Annotated in this window: 1 protein-coding gene; it reads right to left on the bottom strand. The window is 64.5% G+C overall.

Going from position 1 to position 290, the window contains the following annotated elements:
* Positions 1 to 290, bottom strand: a 290-nt coding sequence (locus ASD32_RS29965; protein ID WP_162252620.1) for an Ig-like domain-containing protein, incomplete at both ends; no start/stop codon positions are given.

Genomic DNA, 290 nt, shown 5'->3' with positions numbered 1-290 from the left:
ACGGGGCAGCCGGATCGACAGCATCGACATAGGCAGCCGTGGAAGACGGTCCATTGTTGCCAGTGGCATCGGTGGCCTGTGCCGTGACCGTGCCCGTTGTCTGCACACCGGGCGAGGTGATGCTGTACTGTCCATTGGGGCCAGCCACGACGGACCCGGTTGTTCCATCAGGATAGGTGACGGTGAGGATGGCACCGGGCTCGGCTGTTCCCGTGACGGTGATGGTGCCATCGCCATTGCCGGTGACGGTCACCGACGGCGCTGCGGGATCGACAGCATCGACATAGGCG

This window comes from Rhizobium sp. Root483D2 (genome assembly GCF_001426685.1).
In the GTDB taxonomy this organism is placed as follows: Bacteria; Pseudomonadota; Alphaproteobacteria; order Rhizobiales; family Rhizobiaceae; genus Pararhizobium; species Pararhizobium qamdonense.
Note: the sequence above shows the minus strand (reverse complement) of the source record. Positions and strands in the feature narration are given on the sequence as shown.